Here is a 16333-nt window from a genome sequence, read left to right as displayed (position 1 = left end):
CTCCGACCTCACCGACGGCTATCCCGAATTCACCATGGGGGTGTTCAGGAAGCTCGGCTGGGACAAGGACCTCACCGCCGAGGAGCTGGCCGTGATCACTCGCATCGGCGGCAACACCATCGATGCGGTGAGCTGGGCCACCGACCTGTCGGGGGGCATCCAGCGGGTCTGCCTGGAGCACGGGGTGATCCCGTTCGGGAACGGCAAGGCGCGGGCGAATGCCTGGAACCTGCCTGACCCGGTGCCGGTGCACCGCGAGCCGATCTACTCGGCCCGTCCCGACCTCGTGGCCAAGTACCCGACGCGCCCCGACGAGCGGCAGTTCCGCATCCCGAATCTCGGCTTCTCGGTGCAGAAGGCCGCGGTCGACAAGGGCATCGCCCGGGACTTCCCGATCATTCTGACCTCGGGACGTCTGGTGGAATACGAGGGCGGGGGCGAGGAGACGCGGTCGAACCCGTGGCTGGCGGAACTCCAGCAGGACATGTTCGTGGAGATCAACACGCAGGATGCGGCCGAGCGGGGCATCAGGGACGGGCAGTTCGTCTGGGTGCTGGGGCCGGAGAACGGCGCGAAGACCAAGGTGAAGGCCCTGGTCACCGAGCGCGTGGCGAGGGGCGTGGCCTTCATGCCGTTCCACTTCTCCGGCTGGTACCAGGGCCGCGACATGCGCGGCTACTACCCGAAGGACACCGACCCGGTGGTGCTCGGCGAGAGCGTCAACACCGTCACCACCTACGGCTACGATCCGGTCACGGGCATGCAGGAGACCAAGGCGACGCTCTGCCAGATCCGCGCCGCGTGAGCGGCAGGGATCGGGGGCGGAGCATCAGCCGATGACGGGAGCAGCGGGCCCCCGCATCAGTGGAAATCCCGCGATCGGGGCAGGATCCGCACGCTGCGGGGATGGCCGTGCGCACCGCGCGGCTGCGGGGGGTGCGTGACCTCGTCCGCGCGGGTGCGCTCGACGGGCAGGTCGTGGTCCTCCGACAGGCGCGCGAGGTCCCGGCTGCGGTCGGTCAGGCGCTCCCCCAGGAGATGCGTCACGCCTTCCGGGCTCTTCTGCACCCGCCCCTCGACGAGCAGGAGCCGCGCGCCCATCACGGCGCGGCGGAAGCGCTCGAAGGTGCGCGCCCACAGGATCACGTTGGTGATGCCGGTCTCGTCCTCCAGGGTGATGAAGATGGCGTTCCCCGCGCCGGGGCGCTGGCGCACGAGCACGATGCCCGCATTGCGGCAGACCGCGCCGTCGGGGCGGGCCGCCGTCTCGGCGCAGCTCGCCACCCCCTCGGCCCGGAAGACCGGCCGCAGGATCGCCATTGGGTGCGCCTTGAGCGAGAGCCGCACCGCCTGATAGTCGGCCGCCACCTGCGCGCCGAGGGTCATCTCGGGCAGGTTCACCTCCGGCTCTGGTCCGAGTTCGCGGGCCTGCGCCGCCGCGAACAGGGGCAGGGGCGCGTCGTCGGGCAGGCGGCGCACGGCCCAGAGCGCCGCGCGCCGGTCGAGGCCGAGGGAGCGGAACGCATCGGCCGCGGCGAGCCGCTCCAGGGCGGGCCGGGACAGGCGGGTGCGGGCGGCGAGGTCCTCGATGTCGCAAAACGGCGCATCGCGCGCCGCGGTCAGCCGCCGCGCATCGGCCTGGGCGAGCCCGTCGACCTGCCGCAGGCCGAGGCGCAGGGCGAGCCCGGTGCCGTGGGGCTCCAGCGTGTTGTCGCGCAGGCTGTGGTTGATGTCGACCGGGCGGATCGCGACCCCGTGCTCGGCCGCGTCCCGCACGATCTGCGCGGGCGCGTAGAAGCCCATCGGCTGCGCGTTCAGGAGCGCGCAGGCGAACACCGCCGGGTGATGGCATTTGATCCAGGCCGAGACGTAGACGAGCTTGGCGAAGGAGGCCGCGTGGCTCTCCGGGAAGCCGTAGGAGCCGAAGCCCTTGATCTGCTCGAAGCAGCTCTGCGCGAAGTCACGCGCGTAGCCGCGCGCCACCATGCGCTCGACCATCAGGGCTTCGAAGGTCTGGATGGTGCCGACATGGCGGAAGGTCGCCATGGCCCGGCGGAGCTGGTTGGCCTCCACGTCGCTGAACTCGGCCGCCACCATGGCGAGCCGCATCGCCTGCTCCTGGAACAGGGGGACGCCGAGGGTCTTCTCGAGCACCCGGTGGAGTTCGTCGGGCTCCCCCCTCCCGGGCGCCGGGGAGGGAAATATCACCGGGTCCAGCCCGGCCCGGCGGCGCAGGTAGGGATGCACCATGTCGCCCTGGATCGGGCCCGGCCGGACGATCGCCACCTGGATGACGAGGTCGTAGAAGCGGGCGGGCTTCAGCCGCGGCAGCATGTTGATCTGCGCCCGGCTCTCGACCTGGAACACCCCGATCGAATCCCCCTTCTGCAGCATGGCGTAGACGGCCTGATCCTCCTGCGGGACGGCGGCGAGGTCGTGGTCGCCGAGGCCGTGGGCGCGCATCAGGTCGAAGGCCTTGCGGATGCAGGTCAGCATCCCGAGCGCCAGCACGTCGATCTTCATCAGGCCGAGATCGTCGATGTCGTCCTTGTCCCATTCGATGAAGGTGCGCTCGGGCATGGCGGCGTTGCCGATGGGCACCGTCTCGTCGAGGCGCCCGCGCGTCAGCACGAAGCCGCCGACATGCTGCGAGAGGTGACGGGGAAAGCCCAGCAGGCGCCGGGCGAGGCCGAGGGCGCGGGCGATCGAGGGGTTCTCCGGGTCGAGCCCGGCCTGGCGGATATGCGCGTTGCGGATCTGCGCCCCGAAGCTGCCCCACTGGGTCGAGGCGAGCCGGGCGGTGACGTCCTCGGTGAGACCGAGCGCCTTGCCGACCTCGCGCATGGCGCTGCGCGGCCGGTAGCGGATCACCGTCGCGGCGATGCCGGCCCGGTGCCGGCCGTAGCGGGCATAGATGTGCTGGATGATCTCCTCGCGCCGCTCATGCTCGAAATCGACGTCGATGTCGGGCGGTTCGCGGCGCTCCTCCGAGATGAAGCGCGCGAACAGGAGATCGTGCGCGGTCGGATCGACGGCGGTGATGCCGAGCACGTAGCAGACGGCGGAATTGGCCGCCGAGCCACGGCCCTGGCAGAGGATGCCCTTGTCCTCGGCCACCCGCACGATGTCGAGGATCGTCAGGAAGTAGCGGGCGTAGTCGAGCTTGGCGATGAGGGCGAGTTCCGCCCGCAGCAGCCCCACGACCTTGTCCGGGATGCCGTCCGGATAGCGCATGGCGGCACAGCGCCATGTCTGCTCCTCCAGCCAGCCCTGCGCGCTCCAGCCCGGCGGCACCGGCTCGTCGGGGTAATCGTAGCGCAGCTCGGCCAGGCTGAAGCCGACCCGGGCGAGGAGGGCCTGGGTCTCGGCGAGCGCCTCGGGCGCCTCGCGGAACAGGCGCGCCATCTCCTGCGGCGCCTTGAGATGACGCTCGGCATTGGCCTCCAGCCGGCGGCCGGCGGTCTCGACGGTCACGCCCTCGCGGATGCAGGTGAGCACGTCCTGGAGATCGCGGGCGCCGGGATCGTGATAGAGCGCGTCGTTGACGGCGATGAGCGGCAGGCCCGCCTCCCGCGCCAGCGCCGCGAGGCGAACGAGCCGCCGGCGGTCGTCGCCGCGCCGATGCAGGGCCGCCGCGAGCCAGACGGCGCCGGGCGCGGCCTGCGCGACCTGGATCAGGATGGGGCTGAGGCCGTCGAGGCGCCGCCCGGGCAGGACGATAAGCAGCAACCCGCCCGCATCCGCCAGCAGGTCGTCGCGGCGCAGGATGCAGGCGCCCTTGCGCGCGCGGCGGTTGCCGAGGGTGAGGAGGCGGCACAGGCGGCCCCAGCCGGCGCGATCCGCCGGATAGGCGACGATGTCCGGGGTGTCGTCCGCGAAGACGAGCCGGGCACCGACCGCGAGGGTGAACGATGCGGCGCGCCGCCTGAGCGCCGCGCGCAAAGCCGGATCGCCGTCCGCGGCGGGATGCGCGCGGCGGGCGACCTCGCCGGGTCCCGATCCCGACCGGACCGTCTCGAGGAGCGGCGCGCCCTCCGCCCGCACCTCCCGCAGGGCCGCATAGGCGCGCACGACGCCCGCGACGGTGTTGCGGTCGGCGATCCCGATCCCGGTCTGGCCCAGCAGGAGGGCCGTCAGCACCATGTCCTGCGGATGCGAGGCGCCGCGCAGGAAGGAGAAATTCGTCGCGGCGACGAGTTCCGCGTAAGGAGGCGCCTCGTCCCTCACGCGAACAATCCGTGCAGGTACCAGCGCGGGGGCCCCGTCTCGCGGTCGTAGAGCCCGGCCCGGTAGAGCCAGAAGCGGCCCCCCTGCGCATCCTCGACCCGGTAATAGTCCCGCGTCGGCGCATCGGGGTCGCGCCACCATTCGGGCGCGATGCGCTCGGGCCCCTCGGCATGGACGATCGTGTGCAGGACGCCCTGCCAGCGGAAGCGCAGGGGCGGCCCGTCCGGCACCTCGGCGAGCGCCTCCACGGCCTGGGGCGGATCGAACAGGTGCAGCGGCCGCGCCGGAGGCTCGCTCGGCTCCGGGACCGGCCAGGGGGCGGAGGACGCGCCGGGCTCCGCCGCCGGCACGAGGCGCGAACTGCGCAGGGGGTCGTGCGTGTCGGCCGCGACGAAGCGGAGCACGCGGGCCGCGCCCAGGCGGGCCACCAGCCGGTCGACGAGATCGGAGACGGCGTCCTCGTGGTCCGCTTCCCCGTCGAGGCGCGGCTGACGCGGCTCCAGCGGCTCGGCGGCCGCAACGGCGAGCCGGACGCGGTCGAAGCCGAAGCCGGGATCGAGGGGGTCGGCGAGGGCGTCGAGCCGCTCGCGCAGGAGACGCAGGATCGTGTCGGGGTCGCGTTGCGGCCGGCCGGTGCGGATGCCGATCCGCCGCACCGCCCCGTCGCTGCGGAAGAAGCTCGCCTCGAAGGCGCGCCCGCCCCGGCCCTCGGCCTCGAGCCGGTCCGCGACCCGGCCCGCCAGCCGCTGCAGCGCCGCCGCGATGGCGGGCCGGTGGGCGACGGGATCGGCGAAGACCTCGTCGGCCCAGCAGGCGGGACGCGGCCGCAGCGGCGTGATGCGGCGATCCTCCAGCCCCTGCACCCGGCGCAGCCGCCGTCCCGGCTCCTCGCCGAACCGGGCCGCCAGAGGACGGCTCGGCAGGCCGGCGAGGTCGCCGAGGCGCTTCAGGCCGGCGAGGGCGAGCGCGGCGCGCGTGTCCTGCTCCAGCCCGAGCGCCGCGACGGGCAGGGCGCGGACGGCCTCAGCCTCGCCCCCGGGCGGCACCGTTCCGGCGCGGCCGAACCGGGCCAACGCGCGGGCGGCATCGGGCGTGCCCGCGATGGTGGCGCAGACGGAGAAGCCGGCGTGGCGGAAGCGGCGCAGGCTCTGCGCCCGCAATTCCGCCTCGCCGCCGACCAGATGGGCGCAACCGGTCACGTCGAGGATGAGCCCGTCCGGCGGATCGAGGGCGACGAGGGGGGTCCAGCGATCGCAGGCCCCGGCCATGCGATGGAGCAGCGCCGCATCCGCCGCGGGATCGTGGTCCTCGACCACGAGGTGGGGGATGCGGGCGCGGGCGTCGGCCAGCGTCTGGCCCGGCCTGAGGCCGAGGGCCATCGCCTCCCGGCCGACCGCCGCGAGCCTCAGGGCGCCCCCGACCTGCGCCACGAGCCCGTGCGGTTCAGCCTGCGCGCCGCCGTCCTGCCTCGGCCGGACCCGCTCCGCCGACAGGAACGGAAACCACAGCGCGAGGTAGCGGCGCGGCTGCGGCGGGCTCTGCGACGGGGCTTGAGAAGCGCAGGCTGTCACGGTCCCATTCCAGGTGCCAGGTGCGGGAGGGGCGGCCCGCCCGGTGACGCAGCAGGGTGGCGGCGAAGGCGGGCCGGCCGGGCGCCTTCGCCTCGACGGGCGACGAGGTCACGGCCGCGACGCTCCAGCGGGTCGTCGCCGCGCTCGGACAGGCGCTGGCGTCGAGCCGGATCATGACGAGCGTCACCCCCGAGGCGCGCGCGGAAAGCGTCAGCCGCCGGCTCGCCTTGAGATCGAGGATTCCCGGGGCTCCCCCCATCTCGACGAGGGCGGCGCCGAGACCCGAGCAGCGGGCGGCCTCGTCCACGGCCCGCAAGGCTCCGGTCGGATCGCGCGCCCGCACGACGACGAGACGGGACGGATCGAGCCCGAAGGCTGCGAGCCCGTCGCCGTAGAGCCCTCCCACCCGCGCCTCGACCGGATCCTGCCGGACCCAGACGAGCGGCCGCCCGCCCGCGGCCCGCAGCGCCACGCCCAGGCCGAACCCGGTCGCGGCGGCGGGATGGCGCGCGTGACCGGCATGGACCTCGTGCAGGACGCCGCGGGCCAGGCCGCCGCCGAGCCACGCGTCGAGGTCGGGCCGGCCGGTCTCGAACGGCCGGCCCGCGGCGCTCGCGATGCCGGGCTCCAGGGCCATGACGGCGCGACGCAGGGCGGAGAGGGCGACGGGCGGCTGCACGGTTCATGTTCCCTGTTTGTTCTTATAGCAGCCCCGCTGGCGCGCGGAGTCAACCCGCAACGGGTCCGGTGACGGGACTCAGGTGTGAACAGCGCGGGCGATCGAGATGTCCCGCAGCCCCCGCTCAGCCCCGTAAGGTGAGGCGGCCCGCCTCGACATCGAAGCCGCGCAGGCGGCGCAGGAAGGACATCCCGAGCAGGCTCGTCCCGAGCCGGCCCCGCGGCAGCACCACGGCCTCGACGTTGCGCACCGTGATGCCGCCGACCTGCATCTCGGCGATCCGCACCGCGGCGCCGCGGACGATGCCGTTCGCGGTGCCCATCGGCTTGGTGAAATCCCGCGGGTCGAGGCGGATGCCGGCGCGCTCGGCATCGTCCTGCGTGAAGGCGCACAGCGTGGCGCCCGTATCGACCATCATCCGCACCCGGCGCCCCTCGACGAGGGGATGCACCGTGTAATGGCCGGCCAGATCCTGGTGCAGCGTGACGGTGAGCACGCTTCCGGCTCCCGGCTCGCCGGCCGCCGCGGCGGCCGGGGCCGGGGTCCGGCCGAAGAACTGCGCGGCGCGCTCGATCGTGCCGCCCCCGAGGACGACCGTCACACCCAGAACGCCGAGGGCCCAGTGCAGCGGGCGGGTCATCGCGACACTCCTGTTCGTCCGCGACGATGCGCCGGTTCCCCCTTAACGATCCCTCACGTCACGGCCTGCGGCGCGCGTGATCGCGGCGCGTGGTTGCGGGCGCCTTGCCGGATCGCCGCGAATGCTCCCGATCCCGCGGGCCGCGCCCGGCTTGCCAGGGGCAGGCGCCACCGCTATAAGCCCGGCCGCGCCCGCCGGACACCCTTGGAGGCCGGGGCGCGGCGACGTCGGTTCACAAGGCCGCTCTCGATCGGGGCGGCCTTCGGCGTTTGAGCCACATCACCACAATCCTGAAGGATCACGCCATGAGCGCCGTGAAGCCGCTTGAGGCCGTGGCACGCGACCGGGTCGGCAAGGGGGCCGCCCGGGCCGTTCGTCGCCAGGGCCGGGTGCCCGCCGTCATCTACGGCGGCGGCCAGTCGCCGCAGTCGATCTCGCTCGACGCCAACCAGACCAACCAGCTCATCTACGGCGGCGGCTTCAAGTCGACCGTGTTCGAGATCCAGGTCGATGGCCGCAAGGTCCGGGCGATCCCGCGCGACTACCAGCTCGACCCGGTCAAGGATCTCCCGCTGCACGTCGACTTCCTGCGCGTGACCGCCGGCCAGACGATCGAGGTCGAGGTGCCGGTGCACTTCGTCAACGAGGACGCGGCGCCGGGCCTGAAGCAGAAGGACGGCACGCTCAACATCGTGCTCCACACGCTGCCGCTCGTGGTCGCGCCGGAATCGATCCCCGACGCGATCAACGTCGACCTCACCGGCAAGGACATCGGCGACACGGTGCACGTCTCCGACCTGACCCTTCCGGCCGGCGCGGAACTCGCGATCGACGCGGGCGAGACGGTCGCCACGATCGTGCCGCCGACGGTGCTCGGCGCCGAGGTCGAGGCCGAGGAGGCCGCGGTGGCCGAGGCCGCCCGGGCCGAATCCGCGGCGGAAGCCGCCGAGGAGGCCGCCAAGGACGACGAGGGCTGAGGCCTCTCGCCCCTCCCATTCTTCATCCGGAACGCCCCGGCCCCGTGCCGGGGCGTTTCGCCGTTCGCGGAGCCCTCGCGCCATGCGGCTGTTCGTCGGCCTCGGCAATCCCGGCTCCCGCTATGCGGGCAACCGGCACAACATCGGCTTCATGGCGCTCGATGCGATCGCGCGGCGCCACCGCGCCGCCCCCTGGCGCCGCAAGTTCCAGGGCGAGGCGAGCGAGGCCGTGCTCGGAACCGAGCGGGTGCTGCTGCTCAAGCCCGAGACCTACATGAACGAGTCCGGCCGGGCGGTGGCGGAGGCGCAGCGCTTCTACAAGGTCGCGCTCGACGACGTGGTGGTCTTCCACGACGAACTCGACCTCGCGCCGGCCAAGCTCCGGGTGAAGCGCGGCGGCGGCAATGCCGGCCATAACGGTCTGCGCTCGATCACCGCGCTCTGCGGCAACGAATACTGGCGCGTGCGGCTCGGCATCGGCCATCCGGGCGACAAGGCGCTGGTGCACGCCTACGTGCTCAACGACTTCGCCAAGGCGGAGCGACCCTGGGTGGACGATCTCTGCGACGCGGTGGCCGACCATGCCGGCGTGCTCGCCGCGGGCGAGGATGCGAGCTTCCAGAACAAGATCCACCTCGCCATGCAGGGGCGGGGCTGGGACGAGGTGAAGCCGCCCGGCCGGAAGGCGGAGGCATGATTGACACGGTCCGAGGTCGCTCCGATATCGATCCGGAATCCTGGAAAGTCCTCATCATGGCGCACGTCACCCTGACCCTGGACGATGGCCTGCTGGCATGGGCGCAGCATGAGGCGGCGCTGAGCGGGGCGACCGTGTCGGACCTCGTCGGCAAGGTTCTGGCCGAGAAGCAGCAGCGGGAGGTGCAGGCACAGCTCGCCGCCCTCGATGAATACTTCAACGGTATCGGCTGGCCGGGCATTTCCGCATCGCTGCCGTCCCGCGAGGAATTGTATGACCGGCCTCATCTTCGCCGACTCGAATCTTCTGATCTACGCGATGGATCCGAACAACCGGGCGAAGAGTCGGACAAGCACAGTCATCATCCGTGAGTCCGTTGCCCAGATGCGCTTGGTGATCAGCCCGCAGGTGCTGAACGAATGCTATCTGATACTGGCGTTGAAACGAAAATTTCTGACGGCAGCCGAAGCCTACCGGTATCTTCAGACGTCTGTCCGGTCGTGTACGGCACCGGTCGATGTGCGGACTCACGCGATCGCAGTCTCGCTTGAACGACGTCACACCCTGTGGTGGTGGGATAGCGTCGCGCTCGCCTCCGCCGTGCAGGCGGGTTATCGATTCTTCGTGTCCGAAGACATGAACGACGGCCAGATCATCGAGCAGATCCGGATCGTCAATCCGTTCACACCCTCCGCCCTGACGACGCTCGGGCTCACCTGACGGAATACTTCGACATGGGCTTCAAATGCGGCATCGTCGGCCTGCCGAACGTCGGCAAGTCGACGCTCTTCAACGCGCTGACGCAGACCGCCGCCGCGCAGGCGGCGAATTATCCGTTCTGCACCATCGAGCCGAATGTCGGCGAGGTGGCGGTGCCGGACCCCCGCCTCGATGACCTCGCGGCGATCGCGGGCTCGAAGGAGATCGTGCCGACGCGGCTCACCTTCGTGGACATCGCCGGCCTCGTGCGCGGCGCCTCGAAGGGGGAAGGGCTCGGCAACCAGTTCCTGGCCAACATCCGCGAGGTCGACGCCATCGCGCACGTGGTGCGCTGCTTCGAGGACGGGGACGTCACCCACGTCGAGGGCAAGGTCGATCCGATCGCCGACATCGAGACGATCGAGACCGAGCTGATGCTCGCCGACCTCGACAGCCTGGAGAAGCGCGTCACCGCGCTGGAGAAGAAGGCCAAGGGCGCCGACAAGGAGGCCAAGGAGACCCTCGACCTCGTGCAGCGCGCCCTGCCGCTCCTGCGCGAGGGCAAGCCCGCCCGCCTCGTCGCCCGCAAGCCCGAGGAGGAGCGGCTGTTCTCCCAGCTCGGCCTGATGACGGCCAAGCCCGTCCTCTACGTCTGCAACGTGGAGGAGGGATCGGCGGAGGCCGGCAACGCCCATTCGCAGGCGGTCTTCGCCCGCGCGGCCGAGGAGGGCGCCAAGGCCGTCGTGGTCTCGGCCAAGATCGAGAGCGAGATCGCGGTGCTGCCGCCGGCCGAGCAGGCCGAGTACCTGGAGGCGGTGGGCCTCACCGAGCCCGGCCTCAACCGGGTGATCCGGGCGGGCTACGACCTGCTCGGCCTCATCACCTACTTCACGGCGGGGCCGAAGGAGGCCCGGGCCTGGACCATCACCAAGGGCACGCGGGCGCCCGGGGCCGCGGGCGTGATCCACTCGGACTTCGAGAAGGGCTTCATCCGGGCCGAGACCATCGCGTTCTCCGACTACACCGCGCTCAAGGGCGAGGCCGGGGCGCGCGAGGCGGGCCGGCTGCGGCTGGAGGGCAAGGAGTACGTGGTGCAGGACGGCGACGTGCTGCACTTCCGCTTCGCCAACTGATGCGGCTCCACCCGCGTCACGCCTGGGACGTGACCCCGGGCGAGGCGGTGGCGCTGCAGAAGCGGCTCGCCGCCGACCTCGTCACCGACCGGCCGATCGACCTTGCGGCCGTGCGGCTCGTCGCGGGCGTCGACGTGAGCGTGAAGGAGGGGCGCTCGCAGGCCGCCATCGTGGTCTCGACCTTTCCCGATTTCCGGGTGGTCGAGACCGTGACGGCGGAGCGCCCGACGCCGTTCCCCTACATCCCGGGCCTGCTCAGCTTCCGCGAGGGGCCGGTGCTGGAGGAAGCCTTCGGGCGCCTCGCGGCCGAGCCCGACGTCTTCCTGTTCGACGGCATGGGCACCGCGCATCCGCGGCGGATCGGCATCGCCTGCCACATGGGCCTGTGGCTGGAGCGCCCGACCATCGGCTGCGGCAAGACCCGGCTGGTGGGCCGCAACGCGCCCCTGCCCGAGGAGAAGGGCGCCCACGTGCCCCTGGTCGACCGGGCCGAGACCATCGGCGCGGTGGTGCGCACGCGGGCCGGCACGCACCCGCTCTTCATCTCGCCCGGCCACCTCGCCGACATCCCGACCGCAGTGGCGCTGGTGCTCGCCTGCGCGCCGAAGTTCCGGCTGCCCGAGCCGATCCGGCAGGCCCACAAGGCGGCGGGCGCCTTCGCCTGAGCCCGACGCGGGCCCCCTGGCTCCCTGCCGCCGCCGGTGCTAGCCGTGCCGGTCCCATCCCCTGCCGCGGGCCGGCCTTCATGCAGAGCTACCACTTCGAGGATCTCGCCCCCGGCGTCACCCTCACGGGCGGGCCGGTCACGGTGACGCGCGAGGACATCGTCGCCTTCGCCCGCGCCTACGATCCCCAGCCCTTCCACCTCGACGAGGAGGCGGGCCGGGCGAGCGTGGTCGGCGGGCTGATCGCGTCGGGCTGGCACAGCTGCGCCATCGGCATGCGGCTCATGGCCGACACCTTCATGCTGCGGGCGAGTTCGATGGGCTCGCCGGGGATCGACGCGGTGCGCTGGCTGCGTCCCGTGCGCCCGGGCGACGCCCTGTCGATGCGCATCGCCGTGCGCGAGAGCCGCCCCTCCGCCTCGAAGCCGGACCGCGGCTTCGTGCGCTTCCAGCTCGACCTCCTCGAAGGCGGCGGCGAGCGCGTCATGACCCAGGAGTTCTGGGTGATGTTCGGCCGGCGCGGGGCCGCCCCCCTGCCGCCGCGGGTCCTGCCGGACCGGCCGGCCCCGGAGCCGGATCTGTCCGACCCGGGCGGCAGCTTCCCGGCGGGCTTCATCGAGGATCTGCCGGTCGGGACGACCTACGACCTCGGGCCCTACCGCTTCGAGCGCGAGGAGGTGCTGGCCTTCGCGCGCGCCTTCGACCCGCAGCCCTTCCACATCGACGAGGCGGCGGCGCGCGCCTCCCATTTCGGCGGCCTGTGCGCCTCCGGCTGGCACACCGCCGCGGCCTGGATGAACCGCATGGTGGCGGCCCGCGACCGGGGCCGGGCGGAGGCTCTGGCGAGCGGCGCCACCATCCCGGCGAGCGGGCCGTCGCCGGGCTTCCGCGACCTCAGATGGCTCAAGCCCGTCTATGTCGGCGACACCATCCGCTACGCGCTGACGCTGACCGAGGCGCGTCCCTCGCGCTCGCGCCCCGGCTGGGGGGTCGTCAGCCACGCCAGCACCGGCGTGAACCAGCACGGCGAGACCGTGTTCAGTTTCTCGGGCGCGTGGCTGGCGCAGAGCCGAGCAGAGTAAATCCTTAACAGATCACAAGTCTTGCGCGCCCTTCGCAGCTGCGAAAGCCCTGCCGGCCTGTGGATGACGGGACCTGTGCCCGCCCCGCCACAGGCCGGCCCGAAACGGTCAAGTTGAGTCCGGTCTCAACCGGGAGAGAACGGCCAAGTCTCTTTCCTGCCGCATTTGAACCGGAGCAGGAGGGACCGCCCGCGGTGTGCGATTCCGCACCTGCCTCCCAGCCCCGGATTCGTGCATGCGCCAGCGCCTCCTCCTCGCCGTCCTCGCGATCGCGGCGCCGCTTCCGGCCCTGTCCCAGAGCCCGGCCCGCGACAGCATCGACGCCCTGATCGAGGAGCAGGCCCGGGCGAGCGGCGTGCCGGCCAGCTTCGTGCACCGGGTGGTGAAGCGCGAGAGCGGCTACAACCCGCGCGCGGTCGGGCGCGGCGGCGCCATGGGGCTGATGCAGATCAAGCACGCCACGGCGCGCGGGCTCGGCTACGGCGGCTCGGCCGCGGGCCTGCTCGATGCCAAGGTGAACCTCACCTACGGCGTCGCCTATCTGGCGGGCGCCTACAAGACTGCCCGGGGGAACGAGGCCCAGGCCTACAGCTACTACGCCCGCGGCTACTACTACGCGGCCAAGCGGGCCGGCATCCGCACCGACGTGGCGGAGCTGGAGGCGCCGGCAGCCCCGCCGCCCGCGCCCGTCAACCCGATCGGACAGTTCTTCGGCAAGGTCTTCGGCGGCGGCCGGGCGCCCGCCACCGTCGTCACCGCCTCGGCCGACCCCTCCGTCGCCGCACTCTCGAACGCCGTGCAGCCCCAGGGCGCCCAACCGCAGACGAGCCCGGCGCAATCGGTCCCGGTCCAGGCCGTCCAGATGCCGGCGGCTCAGGGAGCGGCCGCCCAGACCGCACCCGCCGCGGCCCCGGCCACCCAGGCGACGCCCGTGGCCGCCCCCGTCGCCACGCCCCTGCCGCCGCAGCGCCCGACCCTGCCGCCCACCGCCCTGGCCTATGCGGGCGGCTCCGCCGTGGCCGGGCTGCCGTTCCCGACCTACGGGCTCAAGGGCGGAACGCCGCCGGCGCCGGCGGCACCCACGGCCCCTTCCGCCGCCGCTCCCGCGGCTCCTCCGGCTGCCGCTCCCGCGGCCGCCACCGCCGTCGCCTCGGCCGAACCGGCCGCAGCCGCCGAGGAAGCCCACGTCTCCGTGCCGCTGCCGCCGCGCCGCCCGGCCGAGTTCCGGCGCTTCGCCGCGAAGAAGCCCGCCCTCGCGCTGCCGATGACCGCCGCGGCGGCTCCGATCCAGCCTGCCGCCAATCCCTGATCAGGCGGGTCGGGCACCGCGGCCCCGCTCACCTCTCCCGCATCACCGGCCGCCGGAGCGATCCCCGGATCGGTGACCGCGCCGTACCCGGCCCGCGAGCCGGGCGTCCCACCCCTTTCCGTTCCTGGCCCATCCCCGCTATACGGGCGGGCGTACCGCGTTTTCGAAAGCGCGGCGGACCGGTATCCGGGAGGCGGTGATGGGCGAGACGCGGGACGTCTTCATCTGTGACTACGTGCGCACGCCGATCGGCCGCTACGGCGGGGCGCTGGCCTCGGTGCGGGCCGACGATCTCGCGGCGATCCCCCTCGGCACGCTGCTCCACCGCCATCCCTCCCTCAAGGAGGGCGTCGAGGAGGTCTTTCTCGGCTGCGCCAACCAGGCGGGCGAGGACAACCGCAACGTCGCCCGCATGAGCCTGCTGCTCGCGGGACTGCCCGAGACCGTGCCGGGCGTGACCCTGAACCGGCTCTGCGCCTCGGGCCTCGACGCGGTGGGGGCCGCCGCCCGGGCGATCCGGTCGGGCGACATCGCGCTCGCGCTCGCGGGCGGGGTCGAATCGATGACCCGCGCGCCCTTCGTGATGGGCAAGAGCGAAGGGGCGTGGCAGCGCTCGGCCGAGATCCACGACACCACGATCGGCTGGCGCTTCATCAACCCGGTGCTCAAGCACCAGTACGGCGTCGATTCGATGCCCGAGACCGCCGAGAACGTGGCGGAGGATTATCAGGTCGGCCGGGCCGACCAGGACGCCTTCGCGCTGCGCTCGCAGCAGCGCGCCGGCCGCGCGCAGCAGGACGGCACCTTCGCGGGCGAGATCACCCCCGTGGACATCCCGGACCGCAAGGGCGGCCACGTGCGGGTGGAGCGCGACGAGCATCCCCGCCCCGAGACCACGGCCGAGGGCCTGGCCAAGCTGAAGCCCTTCGTGCGCCGGGACGGCACGGTGACGGCAGGCAACGCCTCGGGCGTCAACGACGGCGCCGCCGCCCTGGTGCTGGCGAGCGAGGCCGCGGCGGCGCGCCACGGCCTCAAGCCCCTCGCGCGCGTCCTCGGCCTCGCCTCCGCGGGCGTGCCGCCCCGCGTGATGGGGATCGGGCCGGTGCCGGCCGTCGAGAAGCTCTGCGCCCGCCTCGGGGTGAGGCCGTCCGACTTCGACGCGATCGAGCTCAACGAGGCCTTCGCGTCGCAATCGCTCGCCTGCCTGCGCGGCCTCGGCCTGCCGGACGATGCCGCGCACGTGAACCCGCACGGGGGGGCGATCGCGCTCGGCCACCCGCTCGGCATGTCGGGGGCGCGCATCGCCGGGGCGGTCAGCCTCGAACTCGCGCGCCGGGGCGGGCGTCTCGGCCTCGCCACGATGTGCGTCGGGGTCGGGCAGGGCGTCGCGCTGGCCGTTGAGCGGGTGGCGTGAGCGCAGCCTGACGGCGTGGGAACCGGTGCAGAGGGCGCCGGTCCCATCGCGGATGTGGGGCTTTGCCGGTGACTCGCCGGCATTTTTCTCGATGTGCAGTGCAACACGACCCATCGTCAGCCGTCATGGTATGGGGTAAGCAGATCCTCCGGCCGGATCGGGGGTTGCCCCCGTACCGGGGCACCGGCCCCACCCCAACGACGTTGTGCGATGCGATGCCCCTCGGCTCTTCCCTCCACGCCGCCCGCACGTCCTCCCGTGGCGGGAAGCGCGACGCCGCCGCGCCCGGCCCGGACGAGGCCGCGATGAGCGGCGCCCCGGCCGACCCGGTGGAGGCGGAGGGCCGCTTCCTGTCGGACCTCGGGCAGCGGGTGCGCACCATGCGGGCCGTGCGGGCGATGTCCCGCAAGGTGCTGTCGCAGACCTCCGGCCTGTCCGAGCGCTACATCGCGCAGCTGGAGGGCGGCCAGGGCAACGTCTCGATCATCCTGCTGCGCCGGGTGGCCAACGCGATGGGCGTGCGGCTGGAGGACCTGATCGCCGCCGTCGAGAGCCCGCCCGAATGGCCGGTGATGCGCGACCTCCTCGCCACCGCCAGCCCCGAGCAGGTGGCGGAGGCCAAGCGCATCCTGGTGGGCGCCGGGCACGGGGACGACGCGGAGATCCCCCGGCGGGTGGCCCTGATCGGCCTGCGGGGCGCCGGCAAGTCGACCCTCGGGCGGATCCTGGCCGAACGGCTCGGCTGGCGCTTCGTCGAGCTGAACCGCGAGATCGAGCGCGAGAACGGCCTGCTGGTCTCCGAGATCTTCGCCATCTACGGGCAGGACGGCTACCGCCGGCTCGAACAGGCGGCGTTGCGCCGTCTGGCGGAGGAGACGGGGCCGATGGTGCTGGCCACGAGCGGCGGCATCGTCGCCGAACCCCTGACCTTCGACCTCCTGCTCTCCAGCTTCTTCACGGTCTGGCTGAAGGCCCGCCCCGAGGAGCACATGCGCCGCGTGCGCGAGCAGACCGCCCAGGGCGCCGCCCCGGCCCGCCTGCCGAACAACGACAACGCGCTGCGCGAACTGCGCGCCGTGCTGCTGAGCCGCGAGCCGCTCTACGCACGGGCCCGCGCGGTGATCGACACCGCCGGCATCTCGGTGGCCGAGACGGCCGCCAAGCTCACCGCGCTGGTGGAGGAGACCCTGCGCCTGCGGCAGGCGCGCTGAGGCGCGCTCCGGCCGCGCCATCACGGTTC

Annotated in this window: 15 protein-coding genes; 11 read left to right on the top strand and 4 right to left on the bottom strand. The window is 72.9% G+C overall.

What is annotated here, in order from left to right; all coding sequences use genetic code 11:
• Positions 1-805: molybdopterin dinucleotide binding domain-containing protein (locus tag MFF61_RS31535; protein ID WP_238241635.1), on the top strand; the 805-nt coding region annotated here is incomplete at its 5' end.
• Between the two features lie 56 nt (positions 806-861).
• Here the strand turns inward: MFF61_RS31535 and MFF61_RS31530 are convergent.
• From MFF61_RS31530 to MFF61_RS31515, 4 genes are all read right to left on the bottom strand, one after another.
• Positions 862-4227: an error-prone DNA polymerase gene (locus MFF61_RS31530; RefSeq protein WP_238241634.1), complete on the bottom strand. Its 3366-nt coding sequence runs from the start codon at positions 4225-4227 to the stop codon at positions 862-864.
• A complete protein-coding gene (locus MFF61_RS31525; protein WP_238241637.1) occupies positions 4224-5606 on the bottom strand; it encodes a Y-family DNA polymerase in 1383 nt (460 codons plus the stop codon). Before MFF61_RS31525 ends, MFF61_RS31530 begins: the two co-directional genes overlap by 4 nt.
• Positions 5607-5670: 64 nt before the next feature.
• Positions 5671-6477: an ImuA family protein gene (locus MFF61_RS31520; protein WP_238241633.1), complete on the bottom strand. Its 807-nt coding sequence runs from the start codon at positions 6475-6477 to the stop codon at positions 5671-5673.
• 124 nt (positions 6478-6601) lie between these two features.
• The gene (locus tag MFF61_RS31515; RefSeq protein ID WP_238241632.1) at positions 6602-7117 is read right to left on the bottom strand and encodes a retropepsin-like aspartic protease family protein; all 516 of its coding nucleotides are present in this window, start codon (positions 7115-7117) and stop codon (positions 6602-6604) included.
• A gap of 305 nt (positions 7118-7422) precedes the next feature.
• Here MFF61_RS31515 and MFF61_RS31510 point away from each other — a divergent pair, with 305 nt between their 5' ends.
• The 10 genes from MFF61_RS31510 (at position 7423) to MFF61_RS31465 (ending at position 16304) form a co-directional block, all read left to right on the top strand.
• The gene (locus MFF61_RS31510; RefSeq protein ID WP_238241631.1) at positions 7423-8094 is read left to right on the top strand and encodes a 50S ribosomal protein L25/general stress protein Ctc; all 672 of its coding nucleotides are present in this window, start codon (positions 7423-7425) and stop codon (positions 8092-8094) included.
• Between the two features lie 82 nt (positions 8095-8176).
• Complete coding sequence (gene pth / locus MFF61_RS31505) at positions 8177-8791, top strand: aminoacyl-tRNA hydrolase (RefSeq protein ID WP_238241630.1); 615 nt, start codon at positions 8177-8179, stop codon at positions 8789-8791.
• A complete protein-coding gene (locus MFF61_RS31500) occupies positions 8788-9162 on the top strand; it encodes a hypothetical protein (protein WP_238241629.1) in 375 nt (124 codons plus the stop codon). The genes pth and MFF61_RS31500 overlap by 4 nt, the downstream gene beginning before the upstream one ends.
• Positions 9065-9511: a PIN domain-containing protein gene (locus MFF61_RS31495; protein ID WP_238241628.1), complete on the top strand. Its 447-nt coding sequence runs from the start codon at positions 9065-9067 to the stop codon at positions 9509-9511. The genes MFF61_RS31500 and MFF61_RS31495 overlap by 98 nt, the downstream gene beginning before the upstream one ends.
• A gap of 14 nt (positions 9512-9525) precedes the next feature.
• Positions 9526-10623 carry a redox-regulated ATPase YchF gene (ychF, locus tag MFF61_RS31490; protein ID WP_238241627.1) on the top strand — a complete coding sequence of 366 codons (1098 nt, stop codon included), beginning with the start codon at positions 9526-9528 and terminating at the stop codon, positions 10621-10623.
• Complete coding sequence (locus MFF61_RS31485; protein WP_238241626.1) at positions 10623-11288, top strand: endonuclease V; 666 nt, start codon at positions 10623-10625, stop codon at positions 11286-11288. The genes ychF and MFF61_RS31485 overlap by 1 nt, the downstream gene beginning before the upstream one ends.
• An 80-nt stretch (positions 11289-11368) precedes the next feature.
• Positions 11369-12370 carry a MaoC family dehydratase gene (locus MFF61_RS31480; RefSeq protein WP_238241625.1) on the top strand — a complete coding sequence of 334 codons (1002 nt, stop codon included), beginning with the start codon at positions 11369-11371 and terminating at the stop codon, positions 12368-12370.
• Positions 12371-12605: 235 nt separating this feature from the next.
• Positions 12606-13679 carry a lytic transglycosylase domain-containing protein gene (locus tag MFF61_RS31475; protein ID WP_238241624.1) on the top strand — a complete coding sequence of 358 codons (1074 nt, stop codon included), beginning with the start codon at positions 12606-12608 and terminating at the stop codon, positions 13677-13679.
• Positions 13680-13878: 199 nt separating this feature from the next.
• Positions 13879-15093, top strand: coding sequence for a 3-oxoadipyl-CoA thiolase (gene pcaF / locus MFF61_RS31470; protein WP_238241623.1), 1215 nt, complete (start codon positions 13879-13881; stop codon positions 15091-15093).
• A gap of 305 nt (positions 15094-15398) precedes the next feature.
• The gene (locus MFF61_RS31465; RefSeq protein ID WP_238241622.1) at positions 15399-16304 is read left to right on the top strand and encodes a helix-turn-helix transcriptional regulator; all 906 of its coding nucleotides are present in this window, start codon (positions 15399-15401) and stop codon (positions 16302-16304) included.
• The last annotated feature ends 29 nt before the right edge of the window (positions 16305-16333 follow it).

Origin of the sequence: Methylobacterium isbiliense, from assembly GCF_022179325.1 — a bacterium.
In the GTDB taxonomy this organism is placed as follows: domain Bacteria; phylum Pseudomonadota; class Alphaproteobacteria; order Rhizobiales; family Beijerinckiaceae; genus Methylobacterium; species Methylobacterium isbiliense.
Note: the sequence above shows the minus strand (reverse complement) of the source record. Positions and strands in the feature narration are given on the sequence as shown.